The sequence below is a fragment of the Campylobacter sp. 2014D-0259 genome, from assembly GCF_008000505.1.
GTDB classification, from domain to species: Bacteria; Campylobacterota; Campylobacteria; order Campylobacterales; family Campylobacteraceae; genus Campylobacter_D; species Campylobacter_D jejuni.
On record NZ_VOAQ01000007.1, the window covers coordinates 128,733 to 147,159 of the forward strand.

Sequence of the window (18,427 nt, forward strand, 5' to 3'; positions counted from 1 at the left end):
TTTTCTCCTTATATACTTTGAATTTTTTTAATCAGTTCTTTCATGTCTGCAACGATAGGTTCGATAGTGCGTTCCCCATCGATAATAAAATGAAGTTTTTTCTTTTGATAAAAATCTAAAATTTCATTTAAAGGTTCTGTATAAACTTTCATTCTATTATAAAACACTTCTTCATTATCATCTGCACCACGATTTCTGCCTAAAACTCTTTCTTTGGCAACTTCTTCGCTTACTCTTACTTCTATGACACCTTTAAGACAAATTTCATTTTGCTCACTTAAAACCTTATCAAATTCCATCATTTGCTCTACACTTCTTGGATAACCATCGATGATAATAGTTTTAGTTGGAGCAGCTTTTAGAGCACAAACTATAGTATTTACAACAACATCTAAAGGAACAAGATTGCCTTTGGATATAAAACTATCTATAGTTTTTCCAAGCTCACTCCCGCTTGCTACTTCAGCTCTTAAAAGATCTCCTGTTGAATAGTGTGTGATATTTGTCGCATCTGCTTGTGCGATTAAACTAGCATCGGTAGTTTTTCCACTACCTGGTGCACCTATGATTAAAAACAATTCTTTCATTTTATATTCTCCCTTAATTTGATTCCTAATTCTCTCATTGCTTCATTGCTAGCAGGCGATGGTGCATCTGTCATTAAGCATTGCGCTCTTTGGGTTTTTGGAAAGGCTATAACCTCTCTTATACTGTTTGCTCCTGTAACTAGCATGATGAGTCTATCAAGTCCTATAGCGATACCTCCATGTGGTGGAGCACCAAAACTTAAAGCATCAAGCAAGAAGCCAAATTTTTCTTTTTGTTGTTCTTCATCGATATTTAAAAGTTTAAATACTTTTTGTTGAATATCGTTTTTATGGATTCTTATACTACCTCCACCTAGCTCAACGCCATTTAAAACTACATCATAAGCAATAGATGAAATTTCTTCTAAATCAGTCTCATCGATATTTTTTGGCATGGTAAAAGGATGGTGCATCGCAGAATAACTTCCATCATCATTTTGTTCAAACATAGGAAAATCAACAACCCATAAGAATTCTAAGGCATTTGGATCTATAAGATTTAACTCGTTGGCTAAGAAAATTCTAAATCTTCCCATATAATCAAGCACGGTTTTTTTAGCTCCTGCACCGAAAAATACCACATCTCCTACTTCAAGCTCACAGCGTTTGCTTAGCTCATTTAAATCTTCTTCGCTAAAGAATTTGCAAAGCGGACCTTTAAGCCCATCTTCTTTAACTTGTATAAAAGCTAAGCCTTGGGCACCAAATTTACGCACAAATTCTTCAAATCTTTGCATTTGTCTTTTTGAAAAAATAGTATCGCCTTTTGGAACGCGTATGGCTTTGATGCGATTTTTCTTTGTATCTTTGGCAATATTTGCAAAAATTTCATTATTTGACTTAGCAAAAATATCAATCACATCAATAAATTTAAGATCAAATCTTAAATCCGGCTTATCAGAGCCATAATTCTCCATAGCGTCTTTGTATTGCATTTGTCTAAAAGGGGTTTGAATTTCTTTGCCGCAAGCTTTGAAAATATCTTTTAAAAAAGTTTCAGCTACATTGATTACATCTTTTTGTTCGCAAAAACTCATTTCAACATCAATTTGTGTGAATTCAGGTTGGCGATCAGCTCTTAAATCTTCATCTCTAAAACATTTTGCGATTTGAAAATAACGATCAAAACCGCTACACATTAAAAGTTGTTTGAAAAGCTGAGGGCTTTGTGGAAGAGCATAAAATTCACCCTGATGCACACGAGAAGGCACGAGATAATCTCTTGCACCTTCGGGAGTAGCTTTAGTAAGAATAGGGGTTTCAACTTCTAAAAATCCCATATTTGCCAAAGAATTTCTAGCTGCTATACAAGCTTTAGAACGCAAGGCAAAATTTTCATAAAGTTTAGGATTTCTTAAATCTAAAAAGCGATATTTTAAGCGTAATTCTTCATTTACACTTTCATCAGCGATAGCAAAAGGAGGTACGGCACTTTCATTTTCTATGGTAAGTTTAGAAACAACTACTTCGATTTCTCCTGTTTTTAATTTAGGATTTACAAGTCCTTCGCCACGCGGACGAATAGTACCTTCTGCAATAAGTACAAATTCATTTCTTGCATTGGAAGCGATTTCATGAGCTTCTTTGCTATCATTTGGATCGCAAACAAGTTGGATAATACCACTTCTATCTCTTAAATCTATAAAAATAACTCCACCATGATCGCGGTAGCTATTTACCCAACCGCAAAGTTTAACGCTTTGACCAACATGGGAAATTCCCAAGTCTGTATTATAATGACTTCGCAAATTTATTCCTTGAAAAAGATTTTTTAAGATAATGAGCAAAATTATAGTATTTTTATTCTTTTGCTTTGCTAAGATTTGATATAATTTTTTATGCAAAATAAAATAGATTATAAAAATATTAAAAAAATCGGACTTGTTACACGACCCAATGTGAGTTTAGATAAGGAAATTTTAAAACTTCAATCGATTTTATCTATATATAAAGTTGAGCTTGTATTGTTTAAAGAAAGTTCTGAAATTTTAGATTTGCCAAAGTATGGATTGGATGATTTGTTTAAAATATCTGATTTTGTTATTTCTTTAGGTGGAGATGGAACTTTGATTTCTTTATGTCGTAAAGCTTGTGAATATGATAAAGCAGTTTTAGGAATTCATGCTGGACATTTAGGTTTTTTAACAGATTTTAAAGTTGATGAAGCTGAAAATTTTTTTCAAGCTTTTTTTCAAGGAGAATTTAGAATAGAAAAGCCTTATTTGTTAAGTGTTTTTTTAGAAGATAAGCAAGGAAAAATCTTAGAAAAATTGGCTTTTAATGATGTGGTTATCAGTAAAAACAATCAAGCTTCTATGGCTCATATAGAAGTTTTTAGAAAAGAAAAGAAATTTAATGAATATTTTGGAGATGGGCTTATTGTTGCAACTCCTGCGGGTTCAACAGCTTATAATTTAAGTGCAAATGGGCCCATAGTTTATACTTTAGCTCAAGCTTTTATCTTAACTCCTGTTTGTTCTCATTCTTTAACACAACGCCCTATTGTTTTGCCAAAAGGTTTTGAAATAGAGATTATGGCAAAGGATTGTATACTTTGTATTGATGGGCAAGAAAATTATAAAATGAATGATTTTAAAAGTATAAAAGTGGGTTTAAGTGATAAAAATGTGGCTTTAATTCACCCAAAAAATAGGGATTATTTTCAAATTTTAAAAGAAAAATTACACTGGGGAAATTGATGATAAATAGAATTTTTATGAAAGAAAATCTTGGTTTTAAAAAGGCTGAGCTTGAAATTTCTAAAGGGCTTACCGTTTTTACAGGCCTAAGTGGAGCTGGAAAATCGGTCTTGTTTAAAGGAATTTTATCCGCATTTTCTTTGAGTGAAAGTGAGGCTAAAATTGTCGAAATAGAACTAGATGATAAGTTGGATTTAGAAAGTTTTGGTATAGAAAGTGAAGAGGAGAATGTTTTTAAGCTTTTAAAAGAAAAAAACACAAAATATTTTATTAACAATCAAAGCATAGCGAAAAAAAGTTTGCAAAATTTAAGTAAAACTTTTATTAAGTATTTAAGTGCAAAGGAAAATAACGAATTTGGAAATGAAAAATTTTTAAATCTCTTAGATGCCTTGGAGATGCAAGAAAATACAAATTTTGTTTCCTTTTTAGAAGATTTTAAAAAAGATTTTAATGCTTATAGTCAAATTTCTAATGAGTTTAATGTAATTTTAGAAGAAGAAAAAAAAGTAGAAGAATTAAAAGAATTAGCTAGAGTACAAATTGAAAAAATTTCAAGCATTAATCCTAAAATAGGTGAGTATGAAGAGCTTTTAATACTTAAAAAAAAGCTTTCTAAAAAAGATAAATTAGAAGAAGCTTGGAGTAAGACAGAGCATATTTTTGAGCTTGAAAAAGTTGTTATTGAAGCTTTAAATTTAAGCGAAGTTGATCCGAGTTTTTTTAGTGAATGTTTAAATGAATTGCGTGTGATTTGCGAAAATCAAAAAATGGAAGATTTGGATTTTGATGTGGAGACACTTTTAGATCGCATTGAAAATTTATCCTATCTCATCAAGCGTTATGAAAGCATAGAAAATGCTTTAGAAGTTTTAAAACAAAAAAAACATGAACTAGAACATTATGAAAATTTAAGTTTTGAAAAAAAAGAACTTGAAAAAAAATTTCAAGAATTAAAACAAAAATTAGAAGAAAAAGCACAAATTTTAACTCAAGCAAGAAAGAAAAACCTTAAAAAATTAGAAAAATGTTTAAATAATTATCTTAAAGATCTTTATATGAAAGACGCAAGTTTGACACTTAAAGAAAATGAAAAAATTTCAATTTTAGGTAAAGATGAGATAATACTAGATATTAATTTAGCTCATTTAAAAAATTTAAGTTCGGGTGAATTAAATCGCTTAAGACTTGCTTTTATAGCCACAGAATGTAAAATTTTAAATGCAGGTAAAGGGATATTATTTTTAGATGAAATTGATGCAAATTTAAGCGGAAAAGAGGCTATGAGTATAGCCAAGGTTTTAGAGGAGCTTTCTAAGTTTTATCAAATTTTTGCTATTTCTCATTTGCCTCAACTTTCCTCTAAGGCGCATAATCATTTTTTAGTTGAAAAAAATGGCGAAGAAAGTAAGGTAAAAAAGCTTGATCAAGAAGAAAGAATTAAAGAGCTTGCTAGGATGGTAAGTGGAGAGCTTGTTAGTTATGAAGCAATCGAATTTGCTAAGACCTTGTTTAAGAATTAAGCGGATTTTTTATTTTGCTATGTTAAAATATACAACTATAAAATTTCCTTTCTTTTGAAACAAATATATTAAAAATTTTAGATATAAAGGTATTTTACACACTATGAATAAGAAAATTTTAATTATTGATGACAATAAAATGCTCGGCAAACTTTTAGCTAAAAAAATTCAAATGACTTTAGATTATGAGGTAGATATTGCTTTTGGTTTTGCCGAAGCTAAGGAATTAATGAATAATGATTATTTTTTAGCTTTTGTGGATTTATGTTTGCCAGATGCCCCAAATGGTGAAGTTGTGGATTATGTTATTGAAAAGAAAATTCCTGCTATTGTTCTTACAGCTAGTGGTGATAAGGCTACTAAAGAAAAATTTATGGATAAAGATATATTAGATTATATTTTTAAAGAAAGTGAAACTTGCATTGATGAGATTATTAGTTCTATTGTAAAACTTAATCAATATGCAAAAACTAAAGTGATTTTAGCTATGAGCAAGCTACCTGAACGTAATGAAATTAAAAAAATACTTACTCAAAGACAATTTAATGTTTTAGCTGCAGCTCATGGTGAAGAAGCAATGAGTTATTTAAATGATAATAATGATGTTAAGCTTATTATAGCAGATGTCAATATGCCAGTAATTAGCGGTTTTGAGCTTTTGATTCAAGTAAGAGAACGTTTTAGTGATGATGAATTAGGTGTGATTCTTTTGGGGGATCATAATGATTCATTTGAAGCGAATTCTTTTAAAAATGGAGTTAATGAGTATTTGTTTAAGCCTTTAAGCAAAGAAAGTTTTAATTGTCGCTTAGATCATTGTTTATCTTACATGGATGATAAAAAATTTTTAAGCACTTATAATGTTTTAGATCCTGTATCTGGGGTTAAAAATTATAATGCTTTAATCGATGGAATAGATGATTATTTTAACGAAATAGCAACAAAAGACGAGGAATTTGCTTTTGCTTTCTTAGATATAGATAATCTTCAAATGATTAACGATGAATACGGTCGTGAAGTTGGTGATGAAGTAATTAAAATCTGTGCTAATGAAATAGTCAATGAAACTAAAGGAAGAGATCTTGTAGGTAGATATAGTGCAGAAAAAATTTGTATTTTACTTAAAAATATATCCCAAGAAAGAGCGATTAAAATCTTTTCTCGTATACGAGTAAATATAAAAAAGGCTGGTGTTTTAGTTAATTTAGATGAAGTCTTTTTTACAGCTTCTATAGGCGTGGTTTTTGGAAAAAGTGGAGATAAGATTGATTCTTTGGTTGATAAAGCAAGTAAAATATTGTCTCAAGCAAAAGATAATGGCAAGGATAGAGTTGAAGTATGTTCTTAAATCTTGATTTTCAAGATGGTTTAAGGATTGTTGATACACATTGCCATCTAGACAGTGAAGCATTTAAAGATGATTTAGATGAAACTTTAAATCGTGCTTTTAAAAATGGTATAGAGAAAATCATCATACCTGGTGCTGATATAAAAGATTTGCCCTATGCAGCTACAATTGCTCATAAATATAAAAATATTTTTTTTGCAGTAGGGGTGCATCCTTATGAAATTGATAATTATGATGAGAAAATTTTAAGGCAGTATTTATACGATGAAAAGTGTGTAGCTGTAGGTGAATGTGGGCTTGATTATTTCCGTTTTAAAAGTGATCTTGCTGAAGAAATTCAAAAAGAAAAAGAAAATCAAAAAAAGATTTTTATCGCACAGCTTGAACTTGCTATTGAATTTAAAAAACCTGTTATCATTCACTCAAGAGAAGCAAATCATGATACTTATGAGATTTTACATGGGTATTCTAAGGATCTTGTAGGAGGAGTTTTACACTGCTTTAATGCAAGCGAACATTTGCTAACTCTTTTTGAAGATGGATTTTATTTTGGTATTGGGGGAGTTTTAACTTTTAAAAATGCTAAGAAATTAGTTGAAATTTTACCTAAAATTCCAAAAGATAGACTACTACTTGAAACTGATGCTCCATATCTTACTCCAGAGCCTTATCGCGGTAAAAGAAATGAACCTTTGTTAACTCAATTTGTAGCAAACAAAATGTGTGAAGTATTGAATTTATCAAGAAAAGAGCTTCTAGAAATTTGTTTTGACAATTCTGAAAAATTATTTTTTAAAGGTTATTAATGAAAAAAAATTTATTGTGTTTTTTAATATGTTTTAATTTTCTTTTTGCACAAATTAATACTCCTGAATTTTATGAAAGACAAATGAATGTTTTAAGAAATTTAGATATTAATCCAAGTTTTATTAGTGATTTGATTTTTGTGCAAACTCAACAAGATATAAAATCAAAACATGCTCAAACTTTAATAGATAGTATGCAAAATTTTTCAAAAGTTACTCCTATGATAAGAAAAATTTTATCCCAGCAGGAAGTTCCTGATGAGATTTTGTATCTAGCTATGGTTGAATCAGGCTTGAAAACTCATAGTGTTTCTAATGCCAAGGCTGTAGGGGTTTGGCAATTTATGCAACCAACAGCTAGAAATTTGGGTTTAAGAATCGATGCTTATGTTGATGAAAGGCGTGATCCGGTCAAGTCAACTTATGCCGCTACAAATTATTTAAAAGAGTTAAAAGAAGAATTTGGCAAATGGTATTTGGCACTTTTAGCTTATAATTGCGGAAATGGCAAGCTAAGACAAGCTATCAAGCAAGCAGGAAGTGATGATTTAAGTGTTTTATTGAACCCTGATAAGAAATATCTTTCTTTAGAAACTAGAAATTTTATAAGAAAGATTTTAACGCTTGCTTTTCTAGCTAATGATAGGGATTTTTTACTAGATAAAGATGCGTCTTTAATGAATTATGCTTTAAGCAATGAATTTGCAAAAGTTGATGTGCCTTCTTCTGCATCTTTAAAAGAAATAGCTAAAAATTTAAATATGGATCTTGCAACTTTTAAGAAATATAATCCACAATTTAAACATAATTTTACGCCTCCTGGTAAAGGGTATTATATGTATATACCACTTAATAAAGTAGCATTTTTTGATAAAAATTTTAAAGCAGAAAAACTTGCAAAGGTTGATACAACTATACCTATGACAAGAACTTATACCGTTAAGTCTGGTGACTCTTTATATAAAATAGCAAAAAATTATAATATAAGTGTTGATGAAATTCGAGAATTCAATAAAATAGCAAAAAATCATCTTAGCATTAATCAAAAATTAATTATACCAATCAAGGAGAATAAAAATGCAAATAAAAACAATTACACTAAAGTTGTCAGCCGTTAGTCTAGGGGCTTTATTTTTTAGTGGTTGTTTAGGCACTAGTTTTTTTTCTAGCTTGGATAATGCTCAAGTGTATTATCCTTCAAATGATTTTAAAAGCAGTCCTAGTTCTTCAGGGACTAAAGGAACAATGAAGCCTTATACTATCAACGGTAAAACTTATTATCCTACTGTTGTAGCAGTAGGCGAAACTGCTGATGGTATTGCGAGTTGGTATGGGCCAGGCTTTCACGGCAAGAAAACCTCTAATGGCGAAACCTATAATCAAAATGCTTTAACCGCGGCTCATAAAACTTTACCTATGAATACCATCTTAAAAGTAACCAATCTAAATAACAATCGTCAAGTTACCGTTCGTGTGAATGATAGAGGTCCTTTTGTAAATAATCGTATTATAGATTTATCAAAAGGAGCTGCTAGTCAAATTGATATGATTGCTTCAGGAACAGCTCCAGTAAGGCTTGAGGTTATAGGGTTTGGATCAAGTAATTCGGGTAATAATATTGTACATTCTAATGTAAACTATGGAAATAGTGGAGAGATTGCAAATAATGGACAAATTTATGAAGGTGGAAATTTCATGGTTCAAATTGGAGCCTTTAAAAACCCAGCTGGAGCACAAACGATAGCAGCAAGATATAAAACTTATAGAACTTATAGCTCTACTATACGCACAAGCTCAGTGGATGGGTTAAATCGCGTTTTCTTAACAGGCTTTAGAAGTGAAGATGAAGCAAGAGATTTTGCTGCAAGTGGTGCATTTGCAGGTGCATTTGTTGTAAGAGAGTAGAAATTATGACAGAATTGATTTTTTTGGATGTAGATGGCTGTTTAACTGATGGGAAGATTATTTATACTTCTAATGGAGAATTTATTAAAGAATTTGATGTAAAAGATGGAGCGGCTATCGAGGCTTGGCTAAAGCTTGGTAAAAAAATTGCTATTATTACAGGTAGAAATTGTCCTTGTGTTGAAAAAAGAGCTAAAGATTTAAAAATAGAAATTTTATATCAAGGCATCAAGGATAAGTTAGCTTGTGCAAAAGAAATTTTACAAAAACTTAATTTAGATTTTTCTCAGTGTGCGGCTATTGGGGATTATTTTAACGATAAGGCTTTGCTTGAAAGTGTAGGACTTAGTTTTAAGCCAAAAGATGGTCATAAAGATTTAAATGTAGACATAGTGCTTAGCAAAAAAGGTGGTAAGGCTGCTGTAGCACAGATGATAGAAATTTTAGTAGAAAAAAATCATCTAGAAGAAGAATGGAATAAGCTTTGGCTATAAAAATTTTTGGAATTTTAATTGCTCTTTTTACAATTACTTTTACGATTTTAAGTTTGCAAGATCCATATTCTTTGAATTTGCAAACTAATGCTTTAAATTTTAAAAATATTGAGGCTAAAAATTTGAAAGCTTATGAGAGTAATACTAGTACAATTAAGGCATATTATAAGGCAAATTCTTGGGTGAGATATGCAGATAGAGATGAATTTAATGATTTTATTACTTTAAATTTAGATTTTAATCTTAGTGCAAATCGTTTAGAATTTTTTAATAAAGATATGAGCAAGGTTTTATTTGAAGGAAATGTTACTTATATAGGTGCTAATAATGTCAAAATTATTTCCCAAGAGGTAGAATACGAACCTAAGAATAAAGTTCTATATACAAATACTGATTTTAAAGCTCTAATTAATGGAAGTATTATTAACGGAAATACTTTAAACTATGATGTAAAAAACAAAATTTTAAATATCCAAGGAGTAAACGCGTGGTTGCAAGACAAATAATTTTATTGTTAGTTTGTGTAAGTGTAACTTGGGCAACTCAAATTGAAGTAAAAGCTTTAAATTTTTATTCAGATGAAAATAAGGGTGAAAGTATTCTTAGTGGAAATGTAGAAGTAATTAGGGGTGATGATATTTTAAATTCTGAAAAATTGATTATTTATACGGATAAAAATCGCAAACCTATTCGTTATGAAGCAATGCAAAACGCTAGGTTTAAGATTGTTTTAAAAGGTAAAACTTATAAAGGTAGTGGAGATAAATTTATTTATAATGTTATTAAAGATACTTACGAGATTAATGGCCATGCTTATATAAATGAGCTTGGAAGCAATCAAAAACTTTTTGGTGATAAAATAATAGTCGATAGAAAAGCTAATATTTATCGAGTAGAGAGCAAGGATCAAAAACCTGCTCGTTTTGTATTTGATCTTAAAGACAAATGATAATTAGTGCTAAATTTATCACTTCTTTAGTGAAATTTGATGAGAATTTGAGCTCAAATTTTAGTGAAGTAGCATTTTTGGGGCGTTCCAATGTCGGAAAAAGTTCTTTAATCAATTCTTTGTGTAAACAAAAAAATTTAGCCAAAAGTTCGGCAACTCCTGGAAAAACTCAGCTTATAAATTTTTTCGAAGTAACTTGTAAAAGAAATGAAGAAAAATTTAATATCAATTTTATCGATTTGCCAGGGTTTGGTTATGCAAAGGTTTCTAAAAATTTAAAAGAAATATGGAATCAAAACTTAGATGAATTTTTAAAATTAAGAACCTCGATAAAGTTATTTATACATTTAATCGACTCAAGACATACTCATTTAGAGATCGATGTAAATTTAAATGACTATTTGAAAAGATTTTTACGACCTGATCAAAAAATTTTAAAAGTTTTTACCAAATGCGATAAATTAAATCAAAGTGAAAAAGCTAAGTTAAAAAATGAATTTAAAGACTCTATTTTAGTTTCAAATTTGAATAAATTTGGCCTTGATTCTTTAGAAGATATTATTATCGATCAAACTTTAGGTCTTGGTAAATGAGAAGAAATTTAAGTGCTTATAAAGCAAAATTTAATGGAGCTTATGTCTTTTTAGGATTTTTTTTTCTAATCTATCAGATTCTTGGTTCGACTTTTGTATATGCTCCGTTACTTTATGGGATTTTTTTCTGTTATATGTTTTGCTTACTAGAAGAGAGAGAAAGAACTTTTTCAAAGCTTGATTTTAGATGGTATTTTTCTTTATTTTTTTTATTTTTTACTGATATAACTTATAATTTTTTTATTTTTTCATCTTGGTTGGCATTTTTTATTTTTTATTATCTTTGTGCAGATTGGATTAAGACAAATTTAAAAATTGGTAAATTTATCCCTGTTGTTTTTGTGCTTTGTGCTTACGGCATTATTTTGTTTTTGGATATGATATTGTCTTATATTGGAGATGAAAAAATTAAAATTTTAGGATGGGCGTATATTGTTTCAGTTTTTATAGAATGTTGTTTAGCTTATGTGTTTTTTAAAGGTAAAATTTAAATGAGAATGCGTTTAGTTGTTGGATTTATACTATTGTTTTTTATATTTTTATTAAGTCGTGTGTATTATTTGAGTATAAAATCAAATGTATATTATGAAGAGCTTGCTAAACAAAATGCCATAAAAACTGAATTTTTACCACCTGTTAGGGGTCAAATTACAGATAGAAATGGAACTTTATTGGCTATTAATGATTTGGGTTTTAGTATTTCTATTAAACCTTATTTGAGTATTAAAAAGTCAAATAAAGGAATTTTAGATAAAGAATTATCTGAACTTACAAATTTATTTCCCGATTTAAATGCTAGTAAATTAGCAGAAATTTATAAGAGAAATGATTCTTACTATAATCAAGATTTTATTAAAGTAGTAGATTTTATACCCTATGATGAGATTATTCCGCATTATTCAGAGTTAAATCTTAATAAAACAATAAAAATAGATCCTGTTGTAAAAAGAAAATATCCTTTTGGAAAATTGGCTTCGCATATTATTGGGTATGTAGGTAAGGCAAATTTGCAAGATGTTCAAGAAAATGAAATAGCAAAACTTTCTAACTATACGGGAAAAAGCGGTATAGAACGCTATTATAATGATATTTTACAAGGAGAAAAAGGAACTAGGGTTTATAAGGTTAATGCCTTAAATCAAGAAGTAGAACAGCTTTCTTACACTCCTGCTATGTCTAATGATATAGAACTTACGATAGATATAGAGCTTCAGTCTTATTTAACTTCATTGTTTGAAGGGAATGCTGGAGCTGCTATAATTATGAATGTAAATGATGGATCTATTTTAGCTGCAGGGAGTTTCCCTGAATATGATCTTAATCCTTTTGTAACAGGGATTTCTTTTAAGGATTGGGATGAGCTTTCAAATAGTCTTGATCATCCTTTTACAAATAAACTTATAAATGGATATTATCCTCCAGGTTCTGTTGTAAAAATGGGAGTAGGGCTTTCTTTTTTAAAATCTAAAAATATTAGCCCGTCGACTCAATATGTTTGCAATGGAAGCATTGAGCTTGGAGGCAGGTTTTTTAGATGTTGGAATCGATCGGGCCATGGACCTGTGGATTTAAAACATGCGATAAAATATAGTTGTGATGTTTATTTTTATAATGGCAGTTTGCAAGTTGGAATCGATCAAATAAGTGAAACTTTATCTCGCATTGGCTTTGGAGCGAAAACAGGGGTAGATTTACCTAGTGAATTTGTAGGAACTTTACCAAGCAAAGAATGGAAGATGCAAAGATATAGACAATCTTGGTTTCAAGGTGATACTTTAAATACAGCTATAGGTCAAGGTAATTTTCTTGCAACACCTATGCAAATTGCTAGATATACGGCTCAAATCGCAAAAGGTGGAGAGGTTATACCTCATTTTTTAAAAAGCATAGAAAATAATAATAATACAACTATAGAAAATCAAATGGATGAAAATAAAAAAGAAATTTTTACTTTATTTGAAAAGAGTCAATTGCCTTATATAAGAGATGCAATGTATGCTGTTGCTAATGAGCAAGGAGGAACTTCTTATCGTTATTTGCATAATCTTGATGTGAAAGTTGCAGCAAAAACAGGAACTGCTCAGGTTGTGGGATTTTCACAAACAGATAAAAATAGGGTCGATGAAAAACAATTTGAGTATTATACTAGATCTCATGCGTGGCTTACTTCTTATGCTCCTTATTCTAAGCCAAAATATGTAGTTACCGTTCTTTTGGAACATGGTGGGAGAAATATTACTTCAGGGGCAACTGTAGCTAAAATTTATCAAAAAATGATTGAACTTGGATATTTTAAATAATTTTTAGTTGTAAATTGAGTTTTTCAAAAAAAACTTTTTTAGCAATTGGTTTAAAAACCTTGTATTAAACAAATTATAAGTTTAATACAAGGAAAATTTATCTATGTTAACAAAAGTATCTTAAAAGATGGCTTTTGTTCTTTTTTCAAGCCAAACTAGAGCTTTTGGATAATCACCTAGCTTAGGAGAAAGTTTTTCAAATACTTCTTTGTGATAATTGTTTAACCATTCTTTTTCTTTTTCATCTAACATTTTTGTATCAATACAAGATATTTCAAAAGGACAAAGAGTAACAGGTTTAAAGTATAAAAACTCTCCAAAATCTTTATTTTTAGGATTTTCTACTTTGGTATGAATAACTAAATTTTCAAGTCTTATACCCCATTTACCTACTTTATAAATACCTGGTTCTATGGAGGTTAGCATACCTTCTTTGGCTTTTGTTTTTTCAAGCACAGGGGATAGATAAGATAAAACTTGTGGACCTTCATGGACATTTAAAAAATATCCCACGCCATGTCCTGTGCCGTGTATATAGTCAATTTGTTCTTTCCATAAAGGTGCGCGTGTGATTGCATCAAGTAAGGGCATAGCTATATCTTTTGGAAAAATTGCACTGGAAATGGCAATATGTGCTTTTAAAACCAAGGTATAGTCATGAATTTGTTCTGCATTAGCCTTTCCTATTGGTACAACGCGTGTAATATCTGTTGTGCCGTTTTTATATTGTCCACCAGAATCAATAAGTAAAAGCCCATCTTTTTTAAGATAAGCAAAACTCTCTTTTGTGGCTTTATAATGTGGATATGCTGCGTTTTCGTTAAAGCCTGCTATAGTGGCAAAACTATCACTTATGTAGTGCTTGCTTTGTGCTCTAAATTCGCTTGCTTTAGCATCTATGTCTAATTCGCTTATTAATTCTTTATTTTCTATCGCTTCTTCAAGCCATGCAAAAAATTTACATAAAGCCACTCCATCTTCTATCATAGCATCTTGTATATGCGCTATTTCTTTTGTATTTTTAACTGCTTTTAAGTGAGTGCTTGGATTAATTTCTTGAATGATTTTTACGCTTTTGTCTAAAGAATTTATGAGTAAAGCGGTCATTTTTGAAGGTTCAATAAGCAAATTTGTATTTGCAAGTTTTTCAAGCTCCATGATGATTTCATCATAATTTTTAAGCCAAAACCCATCTAAATTTAATTTTTTTTCAAGTTCTGAATTTACTTTTTTCTGATCAACAAAAAGCAAAGCTTTGTCTTCCAAGATTAGCAAATGACTTAAAAATACAGGATTATAATTTACATCATTCCCTCTTAAATTTGTAAGCCAAGCTATATCATCAAGGCTGGAGATTAAATGAGAGGTAACATTTAAATTTTTCATTTTTTGACGCACTAATGCTAATTTTTCTTTTCTTGAGTAAGAGCAGTATTCTAGTTCGTGTTCATAAATTTTTTCTTGTGGTAAAGTGGGACGATCTTTCCAAAGTGGACTTATCAAATCTATATGTTTTAAATTTGCCTTGCAATTAATCTGTAAATCTTTTTGCAAAGATAAAGGTAAAAGTGCAAAATCGATGCCTAAAATTTGATCTTCGCTTAAATTTTTTTCCAACCATTTGGTAAAAGTATTTTTAACATCTTGCTTTTGTAAAAGTATGCCACTACCTTCTAATTCCTTTTGTGCTTGAAGCCAATATCTTCCATCTACCCACAAAAAGCCCTCTTCTTGTGTGATAAGAACTGTTCCAACAGAACCCTTAAAGCCACTGATAAAGACTCTGTTTTTGTAATATTCTGGTAAATATTCGCTCAAATGAGGATCCGCGCTTAAGATGAGATAGGCGTCAATATTATTTTCTTTCATTAATCTTCTAAGTTCTAATACTCTTTGTTTGTAAATACTCATATTTTCTCCTTAATATTAATTTTTTAGTATTTTATTGATAGGTTTTTTGAGTATAAGTAAAATTATAACAGCACCAAGTAATATCCACATACATTGGTAAAATAAATTTGGCAAATAAGCTATATTTTCTTCACTTGCTTTACCACCTATGAATCCAGCTAAAGCATTGCCTAATGCACTTGCTACAAACCAAAGTCCCATGACTTGAGATTTAATTAAATTAGGTGCAATTTTTGTCATTATAGAAAGTCCCACAGGGGAAAGGCAAAGCTCTCCTAAAACCATAAGCAAAAAGCTACTGACAAGCCACCAAGGTGAAACTAAAATAATTTGTGATGAATTTTCTAAATTTTCTCTTAATGTATTAGCATCGCCATTTAAACTAATTGCATGATTTGAAGCTAAAGCCATTATTAAAAATGCCAAAGCTGCACCCAAAAGTCCTAATGCAAATTTAATAATAGATGAAATTTCTTTATTATTTTTGGCACATATAGTCCATATAAAAGCACTAAAAGGTGCAAAAAGTATAACAAATAAACCTCCAAGAGATTGAAACCATATTGTAGGAATTTCATAATTTAATATGGTTTTATCCGTTAATTTTTCTGCAAAAAAATTAAAAGAAGTGTATTGTTGCTCATATACTGACCAAAATAACGCAGCCGCTAAAAATAAAACAATAAAAATAATTAAATTTCTTTTTTCTTCTATTTTTAAAGAAGTAAAAGCGAAAAGATATAAAAAATAAATTCCAGCACAAGCTAAGATAGTTAGAATAATATTTTTATTAATAACTTGTGCATCTAATTTTATAAAACCACCAAGGATTAAAAATATTGCTCCAAGCAAAACAATACCTGATACAATGATGATGTAAAATGCGTTTTTGCTTTTTTTGCTTGGTCTATCCCAAGTAGAGTCTATGCCAACTTTTTCATCAAATTCTTTTAAATCAGGCATAGTTTTTAGGTAGAAAATAATTACCGCTAAAAGCATACCAATCCCACCTGCACCAAAACCAAAATGCCATCCGTATTCTTTTTGTAAAAAGCCGCAAATTAAAGGAGCTACAAAAGCACCAAAATTAAAGCACATATAAAAAAGAGTAAAACCAGAGTCACGCCTTGCATCATTTTTTTTATAAAGCATTCCAACCATTACAGAAGCACAAGTTTTAAAAAGTCCTGTACCTATAACCAAAAAAACCATACCAACAAAAATTATTTTATTGTTAAAATAAGAAAAGGCTATGCACAAATGTCCAAATGCTATAGTTAAAGCACCTAGTAAAATTGCTCTTTTTTGTCCTAAGTAATTATCCGCAAGCCATCCACCTGGCAAAGCAGCAAGATATAAACAACTTGCAAAAATTCCCATAATTGCACTTGCTTCTTCAGGTTTTAAGTTCATTCCACTTTTTTCAAAACTTGCTATCATAAAAAGGTAAAGCAAGGGACGAATTCCGTAAAAAGAAAATCTTTCCCAAAGCTCAGTGAGTGAAAGAGATAAAAGTGGTTTTGGATGTCCAAAAAATGAAGTATCTAAATTTTTTACATTTTTACTCAATTTATATCCTTTGTGTATTTTTATTTATAAATTATAGACAAGAAATTAAAAAATATGTATAACTTTGTAATATTTTTAAATGATTTATATCATAATGTTACTTTTTTGCAAATATAAAAAAAGAAATATTAAGATCAATTTTCAACTTTGGTGTATTTTGTATTTTAAGTTTAGTTAGATAATTGCTTATTTTTTTCGTTAAGAATTTTATAAATTGGTTTTTTAGCAATAAAAAGTAAAAGCGCTACAACAAAAAGCATCCACATGCATTGTCCAAAAATATTAGGAAGTTGATCGATGTTTTTAATATTGACATTTCCTCCTATAAGTCCTGCAACAAAATTTCCAAGTGCACTTGCTACAAACCAAAGTCCCATGATTTGATTTTTGATTAAATCAGGGGCAACCTTAGCCATTATAGAGAGTCCAACAGGAGACACGCATAATTCCCCAAGTGTTAAAAAGAATATACTTATGATAATCCAAACCATGGATATTGGCAAACCATTGTTGTTTATTAGATTTTGTGAAGCAAAGGTCATCATCATAAAACCAATGCCGGCAAATAATATTCCTAAAGTAAATTTTCCAATGGAAGAAAAATATATATTTTTTTTCTCTAAAAATATCCAAATATAACTTGCTATAGGAGCAAGTATGATGATAAAAATTGGATTAAAAGATTGAAACCAGTTTGTTGGAATTTTCCAATCAAAAATATTTCTATTTGTAAAATCTTGCGCAAAAAGATTATAAGCGGTAGGTTTTTGTTCAAAAGTGCTCCAAAAAAAAGTGGCTACAAAGAATAAAACAATTAAAATTGTTAATTGCTGTTTTTCTCTTTTATTTAAGGTTTTAAAAACAAAAAGATATATGAAATAAATTACCAAACATAGTAAAATTACAATTAGAAGTTTTTTTGATAGTATTATGGGATTAATATCTGCAAGATTAATAAAAATTAGAAAAAATCCAATAATACTTAACAAGCTTATACTTAGTATAAGAGTTAAATTTTTACTTTTTTTAAATGGTTGTTCCCAGTTTTGCTTTAAAGTACAATTTTTATGAAATTCTTCAAGTTCAGGGGTAGCTTTAAAATATAAAATAAGCAAAGAGATTAGCATACCTAAACCTCCTATGCCAAATCCTAAATGATAATTCCATTTTGCTTGAACAAAACCACATATAAGAGGAGCAATGAATGCTCCAATATTAATTCCTATATAAAAAATCGTATAGCCAGTATCGCATCTTGTATCATTTTGTTTATACAACATTCCAACTGTTACAGAAGCGCTAGTTTTAAAAAATCCAGTACCAATAACGATAAAAGTAAGTCCTAGGAAAAATATAGGTGTGCTTAAAATAGATAAGGCTATGCTAATATGTCCTAAAGCTATAATAAAAGAACCTAGAAATAAAGCCTTTTTTTGCCCTAAATAATTATCAGTAATCCAGCCTCCAGGAAGTGCTGCTAAATACAAGCATCCTGCAAAAATGCCATAAATTGCCGAGGCGTATTCAGTGCTTATTCCAAGTCCACCTTTGCTTATGGTTGTTGCCATGAAAAGCACAAGTAAAGATCGTATACCATAAAAAGCAAATCTTTCCCAAAGTTCTACCATTGATAGAGAGAATAAAGGCTTGGGATGACCTAGGAAATTTGTATCGAGTTTTTGTATTTCTTGTTTAGTCACTTCCCAATACCTTTCTTTTTTATGCTTAAAATATTTTAACTAA

17 protein-coding genes are annotated in these 18,427 nt (G+C 29.9%); 12 read left to right on the top strand and 5 right to left on the bottom strand.

The features are described 5' to 3' along the window. Positions 1–8 precede the first annotated feature (8 nt). Both SR63_RS01515 and aspS read right to left on the bottom strand, forming a co-directional pair. Positions 9–587, bottom strand: coding sequence for an adenylate kinase (locus tag SR63_RS01515; protein ID WP_002855137.1), 579 nt, complete (start codon positions 585–587; stop codon positions 9–11). After that, a complete protein-coding gene (aspS, locus tag SR63_RS01520; protein WP_012006668.1) occupies positions 584–2,335 on the bottom strand; it encodes an aspartate--tRNA ligase in 1,752 nt (583 codons plus the stop codon). Before aspS ends, SR63_RS01515 begins: the two co-directional genes overlap by 4 nt. Positions 2,336–2,425: 90 nt before the next feature. Here aspS and SR63_RS01525 point away from each other — a divergent pair, with 90 nt between their 5' ends. The 12 genes from SR63_RS01525 to mrdA all read left to right on the top strand — a co-directional run bounded on the left by SR63_RS01525 (position 2,426) and on the right by mrdA (position 13,204). Next, positions 2,426–3,286 carry an NAD(+) kinase gene (locus tag SR63_RS01525; RefSeq protein WP_002866499.1) on the top strand — a complete coding sequence of 287 codons (861 nt, stop codon included), beginning with the start codon at positions 2,426–2,428 and terminating at the stop codon, positions 3,284–3,286. Next, complete coding sequence (locus tag SR63_RS01530; RefSeq protein WP_002882560.1) at positions 3,286–4,809, top strand: hypothetical protein; 1,524 nt, start codon at positions 3,286–3,288, stop codon at positions 4,807–4,809. The genes SR63_RS01525 and SR63_RS01530 overlap by 1 nt, the downstream gene beginning before the upstream one ends. Before the next feature lie 103 nt (positions 4,810–4,912). After that, complete coding sequence (cbrR, locus tag SR63_RS01535; RefSeq protein ID WP_002866501.1) at positions 4,913–6,157, top strand: bile resistance response regulator CbrR; 1,245 nt, start codon at positions 4,913–4,915, stop codon at positions 6,155–6,157. After that, positions 6,148–6,963 (top strand): TatD family hydrolase, encoded by an 816-nt coding sequence (locus SR63_RS01540; RefSeq protein WP_147498335.1) that lies wholly within the window; start codon positions 6,148–6,150, stop codon positions 6,961–6,963. The genes cbrR and SR63_RS01540 overlap by 10 nt, the downstream gene beginning before the upstream one ends. Beyond that, on the top strand, positions 6,963–8,081 hold the full coding sequence (locus tag SR63_RS01545; RefSeq protein ID WP_002866503.1) for a lytic transglycosylase domain-containing protein: 1,119 nt from the start codon (positions 6,963–6,965) through the stop codon (positions 8,079–8,081). The genes SR63_RS01540 and SR63_RS01545 overlap by 1 nt, the downstream gene beginning before the upstream one ends. After that, positions 8,041–8,868 carry a septal ring lytic transglycosylase RlpA family protein gene (locus tag SR63_RS01550; RefSeq protein WP_002852227.1) on the top strand — a complete coding sequence of 276 codons (828 nt, stop codon included), beginning with the start codon at positions 8,041–8,043 and terminating at the stop codon, positions 8,866–8,868. Before SR63_RS01545 ends, SR63_RS01550 begins: the two co-directional genes overlap by 41 nt. A 5-nt stretch (positions 8,869–8,873) precedes the next feature. Continuing rightward, positions 8,874–9,362, top strand: coding sequence for an HAD-IIIA family hydrolase (locus SR63_RS01555; RefSeq protein WP_002866504.1), 489 nt, complete (start codon positions 8,874–8,876; stop codon positions 9,360–9,362). Further along, complete coding sequence (locus tag SR63_RS01560; RefSeq protein WP_002866505.1) at positions 9,353–9,868, top strand: hypothetical protein; 516 nt, start codon at positions 9,353–9,355, stop codon at positions 9,866–9,868. Before SR63_RS01555 ends, SR63_RS01560 begins: the two co-directional genes overlap by 10 nt. Further along, positions 9,850–10,311 carry an LptA/OstA family protein gene (locus SR63_RS01565; protein ID WP_002852252.1) on the top strand — a complete coding sequence of 154 codons (462 nt, stop codon included), beginning with the start codon at positions 9,850–9,852 and terminating at the stop codon, positions 10,309–10,311. Before SR63_RS01560 ends, SR63_RS01565 begins: the two co-directional genes overlap by 19 nt. After that, entirely contained in the window at positions 10,308–10,904 is a 597-nt protein-coding gene (yihA, locus tag SR63_RS01570) for a ribosome biogenesis GTP-binding protein YihA/YsxC (RefSeq protein ID WP_002866506.1), read from the top strand. The genes SR63_RS01565 and yihA overlap by 4 nt, the downstream gene beginning before the upstream one ends. Then, complete coding sequence (locus SR63_RS01575; protein WP_002857018.1) at positions 10,901–11,395, top strand: membrane protein; 495 nt, start codon at positions 10,901–10,903, stop codon at positions 11,393–11,395. The genes yihA and SR63_RS01575 overlap by 4 nt, the downstream gene beginning before the upstream one ends. Next, positions 11,396–13,204: a penicillin-binding protein 2 gene (mrdA, locus tag SR63_RS01580; RefSeq protein ID WP_147498336.1), complete on the top strand. Its 1,809-nt coding sequence runs from the start codon at positions 11,396–11,398 to the stop codon at positions 13,202–13,204. Between the two features lie 120 nt (positions 13,205–13,324). Here the strand turns inward: mrdA and SR63_RS01585 are convergent, their stop codons facing one another. From SR63_RS01585 to SR63_RS01595, 3 genes are all read right to left on the bottom strand, one after another. Continuing rightward, positions 13,325–15,115 (bottom strand): aminopeptidase P family protein, encoded by a 1,791-nt coding sequence (locus SR63_RS01585; protein ID WP_002866510.1) that lies wholly within the window; start codon positions 15,113–15,115, stop codon positions 13,325–13,327. Between the two features lie 15 nt (positions 15,116–15,130). Next, entirely contained in the window at positions 15,131–16,684 is a 1,554-nt protein-coding gene (locus tag SR63_RS01590) for a peptide MFS transporter (RefSeq protein WP_012006670.1), read from the bottom strand. Positions 16,685–16,854: 170 nt separating this feature from the next. Next, complete coding sequence (locus SR63_RS01595; protein ID WP_002866513.1) at positions 16,855–18,384, bottom strand: peptide MFS transporter; 1,530 nt, start codon at positions 18,382–18,384, stop codon at positions 16,855–16,857. Positions 18,385–18,427: the final 43 nt, after the last annotated feature.

What these genes read in the sequence shown, in the direction of transcription:
- cbrR (WP_002866501.1), top strand. Translation starts at nt 4,913, where the DNA reads ATGAATAAGAAAATTTTAATTATTGATGACAATAAAATGCTCGGCAAA.
- SR63_RS01545 (WP_002866503.1), top strand. Translation starts at nt 6,963, where the DNA reads ATGAAAAAAAATTTATTGTGTTTTTTAATATGTTTTAATTTTCTTTTT.
- SR63_RS01525 (WP_002866499.1), top strand. Translation starts at nt 2,426, where the DNA reads ATGCAAAATAAAATAGATTATAAAAATATTAAAAAAATCGGACTTGTT.
- mrdA (WP_147498336.1), top strand. Translation starts at nt 11,396, where the DNA reads ATGAGAATGCGTTTAGTTGTTGGATTTATACTATTGTTTTTTATATTT.
- yihA (WP_002866506.1), top strand. Translation starts at nt 10,308, where the DNA reads ATGATAATTAGTGCTAAATTTATCACTTCTTTAGTGAAATTTGATGAG.
- SR63_RS01540 (WP_147498335.1), top strand. Translation starts at nt 6,148, where the DNA reads ATGTTCTTAAATCTTGATTTTCAAGATGGTTTAAGGATTGTTGATACA.
- SR63_RS01550 (WP_002852227.1), top strand. Translation starts at nt 8,041, where the DNA reads ATGCAAATAAAAACAATTACACTAAAGTTGTCAGCCGTTAGTCTAGGG.
- SR63_RS01515 (WP_002855137.1), bottom strand. Translation starts at nt 587, where the DNA reads ATGAAAGAATTGTTTTTAATCATAGGTGCACCAGGTAGTGGAAAAACT.
- SR63_RS01555 (WP_002866504.1), top strand. Translation starts at nt 8,874, where the DNA reads ATGACAGAATTGATTTTTTTGGATGTAGATGGCTGTTTAACTGATGGG.
- SR63_RS01585 (WP_002866510.1), bottom strand. Translation starts at nt 15,115, where the DNA reads ATGAGTATTTACAAACAAAGAGTATTAGAACTTAGAAGATTAATGAAA.
- SR63_RS01530 (WP_002882560.1), top strand. Translation starts at nt 3,286, where the DNA reads ATGATAAATAGAATTTTTATGAAAGAAAATCTTGGTTTTAAAAAGGCT.
- SR63_RS01575 (WP_002857018.1), top strand. Translation starts at nt 10,901, where the DNA reads ATGAGAAGAAATTTAAGTGCTTATAAAGCAAAATTTAATGGAGCTTAT.